Annotated in this window: 9 protein-coding genes; 5 read left to right on the top strand and 4 right to left on the bottom strand. The window is 45.3% G+C overall.

Features of this window, described 5'->3' with window-relative positions:
* Positions 1–265 (top strand): hypothetical protein (locus tag ACJ751_RS13145; protein WP_407745956.1); only part of this gene is annotated, 265 nt, incomplete at its 5' end.
* Between the two features lie 99 nt (positions 266–364).
* On the opposite strand, the gene ACJ751_RS13140 is transcribed toward ACJ751_RS13145, so the two are convergent.
* Positions 365–1,810 (bottom strand): serine hydrolase, encoded by a 1,446-nt coding sequence (locus ACJ751_RS13140; RefSeq protein WP_407745955.1) that lies wholly within the window; start codon positions 1,808–1,810, stop codon positions 365–367.
* A 135-nt stretch (positions 1,811–1,945) separates the two neighbouring features.
* Positions 1,946–2,557: a hypothetical protein gene (locus ACJ751_RS13135; RefSeq protein WP_407745954.1), complete on the bottom strand. Its 612-nt coding sequence runs from the start codon at positions 2,555–2,557 to the stop codon at positions 1,946–1,948.
* Positions 2,558–2,784: 227 nt separating this feature from the next.
* On the opposite strand from ACJ751_RS13135, the gene ACJ751_RS13130 reads away from it, so the two are divergent.
* The 3 genes from ACJ751_RS13130 (at position 2,785) to ACJ751_RS13120 (ending at position 6,487) form a co-directional block, all read left to right on the top strand.
* On the top strand, positions 2,785–3,639 hold the full coding sequence (locus tag ACJ751_RS13130; protein WP_407745953.1) for a methylated-DNA--[protein]-cysteine S-methyltransferase: 855 nt from the start codon (positions 2,785–2,787) through the stop codon (positions 3,637–3,639).
* A 10-nt stretch (positions 3,640–3,649) separates the two neighbouring features.
* Positions 3,650–4,261: an alpha-ketoglutarate-dependent dioxygenase AlkB family protein gene (locus ACJ751_RS13125; protein WP_407745952.1), complete on the top strand. Its 612-nt coding sequence runs from the start codon at positions 3,650–3,652 to the stop codon at positions 4,259–4,261.
* A gap of 108 nt (positions 4,262–4,369) precedes the next feature.
* Complete coding sequence (locus ACJ751_RS13120) at positions 4,370–6,487, top strand: GDSL-type esterase/lipase family protein (protein WP_407745951.1); 2,118 nt, start codon at positions 4,370–4,372, stop codon at positions 6,485–6,487.
* A 9-nt stretch (positions 6,488–6,496) separates the two neighbouring features.
* Here ACJ751_RS13120 and ACJ751_RS13115 read toward each other — a convergent pair whose 3' ends face one another.
* Complete coding sequence (locus ACJ751_RS13115) at positions 6,497–7,477, bottom strand: GlxA family transcriptional regulator (RefSeq protein WP_407745950.1); 981 nt, start codon at positions 7,475–7,477, stop codon at positions 6,497–6,499.
* Between the two features lie 243 nt (positions 7,478–7,720).
* On the opposite strand from ACJ751_RS13115, the gene ACJ751_RS13110 reads away from it, so the two are divergent.
* On the top strand, positions 7,721–8,293 hold the full coding sequence (locus ACJ751_RS13110; protein ID WP_407745949.1) for a dihydrofolate reductase family protein: 573 nt from the start codon (positions 7,721–7,723) through the stop codon (positions 8,291–8,293).
* A 54-nt stretch (positions 8,294–8,347) separates the two neighbouring features.
* On the opposite strand, the gene ACJ751_RS13105 is transcribed toward ACJ751_RS13110, so the two are convergent.
* On the bottom strand, positions 8,348–8,707 hold the full coding sequence (locus ACJ751_RS13105; RefSeq protein WP_407745948.1) for a SnoaL-like domain-containing protein: 360 nt from the start codon (positions 8,705–8,707) through the stop codon (positions 8,348–8,350).
* Positions 8,708–8,819 lie beyond the last annotated feature (112 nt).

Below are 8,819 nucleotides of genomic sequence, written 5' to 3'. Positions count from 1 at the left end.
TCCCGGTGATGGCAGCGATGTGGCTAAATTAGTGAAGGTGAACGCGGTCACCGGCCAGGAAACCTTGATCAAGAGCCTGCTTGTTGATGGTAAATTCCATGACAAAATTATCTTTCTTCCAAAACAAAGCTCATTCAATGACATGTTCATAGGAACCTGGAATCAACTGGGTGTATTAGGGATCGATGCAGTTACGTTGAACTATCTTCCTCTAACGCTTACCACGTCGTTAAACAAAACGTACAATTATCTCACTACTAACTAAAGGATTCATTAATTCATTATAATAATAGCAAAGGTCCCGACTACGCCGGGACCTTTGCTTTATTCCATTTTCACATTTGCGAATTTTCAAATTTGCCAATTACTTCTTCAACTGCTCCAGTATCCATATAGCATGCGCATTCTTAGGATCCAGTTGCACCGCCTTTTCATAATTCTCAATCGCTTCTTTCTTCTTACCACTGCGTTTATACGCTTCTCCCAGGCTTTCAAATGCCGTTGACGAGTTGGGGTATTCCTGGGTATTCAGTTCAAGTATTTTAATAGCGGCGGGCATTTTCTTCAACTGACGCAGATCGCTCGCTACGTAGTTCAGCTGGGTTTCATCAAACACCAAACCCGGACTTCTGTTCGCCTTCATGGTCTTATATTCTTCGATCGCTTTGTCAACGTTCTTGTTTTTCACCGTTTCCAAAACAAAATCATGCAAAGCCCAGGTATAACGATACGGCTTAACAGGAATGGAAGGCATTAAAATATGATACGCAATATCATTGATCTGGTTCATCGAATTAGCCAGGATCACCACGCCTGTTTTTTTAGTCCGGTTCAACAGGATAATTGATTTATAACCGCCTGTAGTGCCATCTTTCCATAAGTATTCATCGCCGTCGTTGGATTTTTCGAGCGTCCAGCCGAGGGTTACCTGTCCTTCGTTTTTCCCCTTTGAAATGTGAGGAATATGCGCTAATTGCATAGCGGGATACAGATCGGTTTTCACCAGTCCTAAGTTGGCCGCAGCAAACGTCAGCAGGTCGTTCATATCAGACCGGATGGCGCCGGTACCCGCAATAGCAGGCATATCCCAGTTCTTAACCAGGGCGCCATATTCGGAGTGGCCGGGCGCCAGTGTTTTTAACTGCGCAGGGGTAAGGGTAATGGTGGTATTGGTCATGCCCAATGGTGCGCAGATCCTTTCTTTCACCAGCGTTTCAAATGGTTTACCTCCTATTATTGACAGAATATTACCCAGCAATCCATAACCGGGGTTGGAGTATTGGAACCAGGTACCGGGTGCATAATCAAAATTGCTCCGGCTTACGTAATCGTATAACTGCTCGGTAGTATAATCGGCAAATGGATTGTCGGGGTCTTTGGGATCATAGTTATCCGGCATGCGGGGCCAGCCAACCGAATGGGAGGCCAGATGTTGCAGGGTGATGGGTTTTCCTTTTATCACCGGAACATTTACACTGGCGGGCAGATATTTTGAAATAGGATCATCGAGGTTCACCTGTTTTTTCACCACCATATCAGCCAGCAGCAGGGAGGTAAATACCTTGGTAATGCTGCCAATTTCATACAAAGTATTGCCATCGGGCTTGCTTTCTTTTTTATCTTCGAAAGAACCCGCCCCCACCACCTGGCGTTTGCCGGTAGCGTCTATAGTGCCCACCACCATACTGGGGCATCTTTTAAGCTGTACTTCCTTGTTGATAATGGCGTAAATGTCGTCGGCAGATAGTTGCCCAAAGCTGATGCAACAGCCAAGCGTGAGCAGAAGACCGGTTAGCAGGTAAACTTTCATGGTTTAAATAGGATTAAAAAAGATATAATGGATAAACGAACGACAATATACAAAAGATGTTGTTTTTACCTAAAAAAAGGCCCTCCCGGGGTGTCGGGAGGGTAGTATTAAAAAAAGATTAGAAAGCCTGGTTATTTATCGCCCATTGGCCTTTAGTACAACAACGTCTTTTTGCACCTTGTCCTCATAGGTCTTTTTGATGATGTAATGCCAGTTACGTTCAGCTACATCCACAAAGAAGATCTCGCCTTTTTGATGGGCAGCCACGGCGTCCTGCACTTCTTTCGGGAACATCAGTTCACCAAAGAACCAGTCAGTATCGCCTTTAGTGCTATTGCCATCCATAGTGTATTGGTCACTCAGTTGTTCCCAGGGAGTGCCTGCATTGGCTTTAGCCACGATCAGTTTTTTCAAACTGTCTATTTGCGAAGGCGACAGGGAGCTGCCATCGAGGAAAATATAACTGGCGCGGTAGGCAACGGATTCTTTTGATTCCACCACTTTGTAGGTAACGTACCCTACGGAAAAGATATCGCCCTGCTTTTGCCGTAATAACCTTTTGTCAATAAGCGATGTGTCCTTGCCATACGTGAGATGTAAAAGAGCCGGTTTAAGATCCGGGTTGGCATCTACGAATTGTTGGGCCTGTTGTGTTGTTCCGATCTTTTGAAACTTTTCTACCAATGTTGGTTGTGCAATAGCGGCTGCCGAAAAGAGCACTAATAAAACCGACAAGCTAAATTTCATATATTATTGTTTTCTGTTGTTTTAATTACGTTCCGGGTAGCTAATAAACAAAAGCAAGAACAAGAAGTTTTGGAAGTTACTATTTTTTGCCTGATCCGGATACGGCGATTTATGAAATAAATTGATAATTATTTGCAAAAACTCAGCCATTTTTGCTAGTAACTGCGCAAGAAACGGGTTTTACAGCCGGCTGCTATGATGGAGTTTTGCTGTATAAAATAGAGGTTATGGAAAAGCAACAGGAAATAAATTATAACCGGATAGCCGAAGCTATTGAGTTTTACCGGCATCATTTCAAAGACCAGCCTTCGCTGGAGGTGGTGGCTGAACATGTGCACGTAAGCCCCTTTCACTTTCAACGGATGTTTAAAGACTGGGCCGGTGTTACACCCAAACAATTCCTGCAATACCTGACCCTGGAGCATGCCAAACAGGTGTTGAAAAAGGGAACTGGGGTTACTTTGCTGGATGCTGCCTTTGAATCGGGTCTCTCCGGCACCAGCCGTCTGCACGATCTTTTTATAAAAGTAGAAGGCATGACGCCTGGCGAATACAAACACGGGGGTGAACAGCTGGCCATCAATTACAGTTTTGCCGAAAGCCCGTTTGGCACCATCATTATCGCATCCACCCACAAGGGTATCTGCTATATGGCGTTTGTTGATGAAGCCGAAGAAACGGCTTTGCAGGAGTTGAAGAACCAGTTCCCGAATGCGAAGTACCGCCAGCTTTCAGATATAATACAGCAGAACGCCCTGTTCATCTTCACCCAGGACTGGAACAAGCTGCACGAAATAAAACTGCATTTAAAAGGCACGCCCTTCCAGTTAAAAGTATGGGAAGCGTTGCTGCGGATCCCCATGGGCGAATTAATTACCTACTCGGGTATTGCAGGAAAACTGAACAGTCCGCAGGCATCCCGGGCCGTAGGGTCTGCCGTAGGCAGTAACCCGGTTGCGTTTTTAATTCCCTGTCACCGGGTAATAAAGGCAAACGGCGAATTTGGCAATTACCATTGGGGACCTACCCGCAAGAACGCCATGATCGGTTGGGAGGCATCAAAACTTTCTTCAGCAATTTAAATGCAGCAGTATGGATCTATTCAATCAGCATATAGACGAAACTATAAACTATCTACCGCAGGATGGCACCGTTAATTATTACGGTAAATTGTTAACCGTTAAACAGGCCGATCATTACCTGGATAAACTGTTAACCACCATTCACTGGAAAAACGACGAAGCCGTGATCTTTGGCCGGCACATCATCACCAAAAGAAAAGTGGCCTGGTACGGTAACGACAATTACGACTATACCTACTCCAAAATTACCAGGCATGCATTAAAATGGACACAAGAATTGCTTGAGCTAAAACAATTGGTAGAAAAGAAGACCGGCGATTCTTTTAATTCCTGTTTATTGAACCTGTACCATAACGGTGATGAAGGCATGGCCTGGCACCGCGATGATGAAAAAACACTGGGCGAGAATTCCGCCATTGCCTCTTTTAGTTTTGGGGCGGAACGCAGGTTCTCTTTTAGGCATAGACAAACAAAAGAAACCATTTCCATGATGCTGGAACATGGCAGCCTGCTGGTGATGAAAGGCGCCACCCAAACGCACTGGCTGCATTGTTTACCCAAATCGAAACGTATTACCACGCCCAGGGTAAACCTTACTTTCAGAACTATGATACAGTCATAAATGCTTAAAGTATAGCCATGAATTAACGCTGATTACCGGTTTGGTGTGCGCTGTATGCATTACAGCGAGCTGAAAGAGAAAAATGCCTTATTTTAGTGGGCATACTATATGAAAAAGCCAGCACCCAACTATTTCCTGATTATCGTTTTTCTGTTAATTCAATCTGCTGTTATTGCCCAAAAGACCATCCGCATTGCCTGCGTGGGCAATAGTATTACGTTCGGAGCCAGGTTAACACATCCAGAAAAGAATGCTTATCCGGCGCAGTTACAACAAATGCTGGGCGATGGTTATGAGGTGATGAATTTCGGGAACAGCGGTAAAACCGTGATAAAGAATTGTGATCGGGCTTATATGGCCACGCCAACCTATCAGCAGGCGTTGAAAAGCAACCCGGATATTGTTTTTATAAAACTGGGCACTAACGACAGCCGCCTGCCTTACCGGTTACAGATAGATAGTTTTGTTACAGACTATAAAACGCTGGTGCATTCATTCCAGAACCTGTCTACGCATCCGCGTATTATTTTGTTATTACCGGTTACCTCCTACAAGGCAGATACAATGTTGCAAACGGAGCAGGCCATTGCCAAATTGATTCTGCCCCGCATCAGGCAGGTAGCCTTTGACGAAAAACTGGAGCTGGTCGATCTGCATAGCATAACCCAGGACATGCCGGCTACATTTCCTGACAGTTTGCATCCATCGTCCCTGGGCGCCACCATCCTGGCAAAACGGTTGTACGAGGTAGTGGTGAGTAAAACAGATAAATCATTCGACATCTTAAAAAAGATAAAAGAGCCCATCACGGTTTCTTCTTATTACGGCTATGAATGCGCCGATTTTAATTTCAATGGACATAAGGCCAAAATTGTAAAACCGCGTGTGGTGGCAGAAGGCAGGCCATGGATCTGGAATGCCCGTTTTTGGAATGTGGAACCGCAAACAGAGATCGCCTTGCTCGATCGCGGGTTTCATGTTGTGTATTGCGATGTAGCCGAATTGTTCGGAAATGACGAAGCTATCAACACCTGGAATAAATTCTACGATATGCTGCAAAAAGCCGGCTTGTCAAAAACAACCTGTCTGGAAGGCTTCAGCAGAGGGGGCGTATACGCCTACAACTGGGCGGCACAAAACCCGGGCAAGGTAGCCTGTGTGTATGTTGATGCGCCCGTGCTGGATGTAAAAAGCTGGCCCGGTGGTAAAGGAAGCGGCAAAGGTAGTGCCCCCGAATGGGAAACCTTTAAAAAAGATTATGGTTATACCAGCGATGAACAAGCCCTCACCTTCAAAGGCAATCCCATTGATAAAATACCGCAGATCGTACAGGGCGGCTATCCCATGCTACACGTTGTAGGCGATGCAGATAGCGTGGTGCCCCTTAGTGAAAACACGGCCATCTTTGAAAAACAGGTACTGGCCCTGAACGGAAACATCACTGTGATCCATAAACCCGGTATTGATCATCACCCGCATAGTCTGCCCAATCCTGCACCCATTGTTGATTTTATTTTAAAAGCCACGCATAAGCAGGTGATGTTCGCTACTATAGCAGCGCCGGGTTCAGAATACCGCTTTGGCAATGAGACCGACTGGTGGGATAATTACAACGACATTCAATATACGCTGGACAGTGTGGGTAAGCTGGATGTGTTGTTGTTAGGCAATTCCATTACGCAGGCAATAGGTCACAGAAGGCTTGAAGTAAAAGGTGCCGGAACGCATGCCTTCGACAGTGCCTTGTCTGCCTACAAATATGGCGTAGCAGGTATCCGGGGCGACAGAACGCAAAACCTGTTGTGGCGGGTACAGCATACCGATTTTTCAAAAGCCGATCCTGCTGTAGTAGTGGTAACAATTGGCGTGAACAATTTCCGGGACGATGATGCAACTGATGTAGTGGCGGGTATTCAATCCGTATTAAAAGCAATTGCAATAAAGCTGCCGAAGACAAAGATCATTTTAACAGGCCCGTTGCCGACGGGTAATAAAGTCACCGATGATTACCGAAGAAAATATCAACTGGTACATCAACAGATCCGGCAATTGGTAAATAACCGCAATATCTTCTTCAGCGATCCTTCAAAATCGTTGATAGATGCAGGTAGCGGCAACCTTGCCGATGGTTGTTACCGGCCCGATGGCATTCACCTGACTGATAAAGGCTACACTGCCTGGGTGCGTGCCTTACAACCAGTAATAAAACAGGTATTGGGAAAATAATGCCGTCAACTATACTTCCACGGCTTCCCCGTTGTATTTGTTGCGGTATTCCATGGGCGATAATCCCGTGATCTTTTTAAATACGGTGCGGAATGCTTTAATGTCGGAATAGCCAACATCATACATTACTTCATTCACGTTTTTGCGGCTGTTCTCCAGTTGTTTTTTGGCCGCTTCAATTTTTACCCGTTGGATGTATTCGATGGGGGTGTTGTTGGTTGCTTTTTTAAACCGGCGAATAAAATGCCGTTTGCCGATGGCGTATTTGACGGCCAGTTCTTCCACCGAAATACGTTCGGTAACATTCTTCTCAATAAATTCCTGCGCTTGTTTTATGGGTTCGTCCTCATGTTTCTTTTGGCCATTGAACATGATGAACGGGGATTGCGTTTTGCGGTCTATTTCCAGTGCGTATACTTTGGCTGCCATGATAGCCATTTCACGGCCGGCATGTTTTTCAACCAGGTGCAACAGCAGGTTCCAATAGGAGGAGGCGCCGCCACTTGAATATAAACCCTGTTGCTCGGTAACAATTCTGCCATCTACTAAAGTGACCTCAGGGAACATTTCCCGGAATTCATTAGCAGTGAGCCAGTGACTGCTGCATTCTTTTCCATTCAATAAACCGGTAGAGGCCAGCAGAAAAGCGCCGATACACAAACTCGCCACTTCAGCGCCATTATGATATTGGTCAACGATCCAGGGAAGGAACGCTTCATTCTTTTTAATAACTGTTTTCAATTCGCCGCCAATGGCAGGCACCAGAATGAGATCGGTTTTCTTTACATCACTGATCAATACATCGGCATGAACCGTAAAGGTTCCATTATGTAACTGCACTTCTTTGGTGAGCCCAACCAGCTGAACTTTAAAAGCAGGCGGTTTGCCCATTGATGCCAGAAAATCGTTTACACCGGTAAAAATGATGCGCGGGTCAACAATACTTGCCATTACCGAATCGTGCGGAATAAGAATGCTAACGTGTTTCATATATAATAGCAATAGTTGTTATATAATTAGGAAAGCGGCAAGCTCCAAGCCGCAAGCTTCAGCAATACACTTCTGCGCGGTTGCCGCGTCGCGGATCTTTGCCCTCTGCCCTTTGCCTTCTGCCCTGAATAAAGGTACTAAACAATAAAGTCGCGAACAACCCGTCAGGAAGTCATTTTCACACTCTATCAATCAGGACAACCGTTGGTACTTTTGTAGTAACAATACCATAATCAGTGCGATATGCGAAAAGTAATTGTATCTATAAATGTGACGCTGGACGGCTTTATGGCTGGCCCTGATTGCGGGTTGGACTGGCATTTCAAAAGCTGGAATGAGGAAATGGCGCGGGCAACGGCTGAACAGCTGAGCAGGGCAGATACCATTTTACTGGGCGGTATCACTTACAGAGGCATGGCGCAATACTGGAATTCGAACCCTGTGAACCTGATCCGGCCGCGCGGAGACCTTGACTTTGCTTATTTGTTGAACAGCTATCCTAAAGTTGTTTTCTCAAAAAGCATGACCGCCGTCACCTGGAATAATGCGCGGCTGGCTAAAAGGGAGATCGAAGAGGAAGTGATTGAATTGAAACACCGCGATGGAAAAGATATGATCGTGTATGGAAGCGGAAAAATTGTAGCCACATTAACAAAGCTGGGATTAGTTGATGAGTTCCGGATGTGGGTGCATCCTGTTGTGATTGGCTGTGGTAAACCGGTGTTCAAAGAGTTAGTGGAGATGCTTGACCTGCAGTTGATAAAAACTGAGATATTCAGTTCGGGCGTGGTGACCTTATGTTATTGTGTTAAATAAAAGAACCTGCCAGGTCAATAATAAGTTGGCCTGGCAGGTTCGTAGCTCCTTTAGCTACATAAAGAATTGTTCTGTAACAATCTTGCCATCCTTGATCGTGTAGGTGCAAAGCTCAGTCATGTCCCAATGCTGTTTGTTCTTCATCGTAACATCCATGTGCATGGTGCAGGCAAAAGAATTGGCGGCAACTACTGGTTCACTAACTTCCATTTTGTTCATGGATTCAACCATGTCGCCCCATTTTTTGCTTTTTTCCATAATAGCGTCGAGACCCTTTGTTTCCTTTTCAAAATCGGGAGAAGCCTGAGGTTCGATGCTCATAGCATCCTTTGCAAATAATTCTTTCTGCGCTGTATCAAACTGACCCTGACGGCACAGTTCAACCAGGCGGTTGGCAATCTGATTCGTAGTCATGGCGTTTTATTTTGTATGAAGCTACTTAAAAAATCATTCCACTCCACGGCCAATTGACTTCAATTTTAATAAAGGTTCTCCCCAACAAGTCGGGGAAGAACCACTTTAATGT

It is taken from the genome of Niastella sp., assembly GCF_045805085.1.
Lineage (GTDB): Bacteria > Bacteroidota > Bacteroidia > Chitinophagales > Chitinophagaceae > Niastella.
The sequence above is the reverse complement of the archived record's forward strand: the minus strand, read 5'-3'. Positions and strand labels throughout refer to the sequence as shown.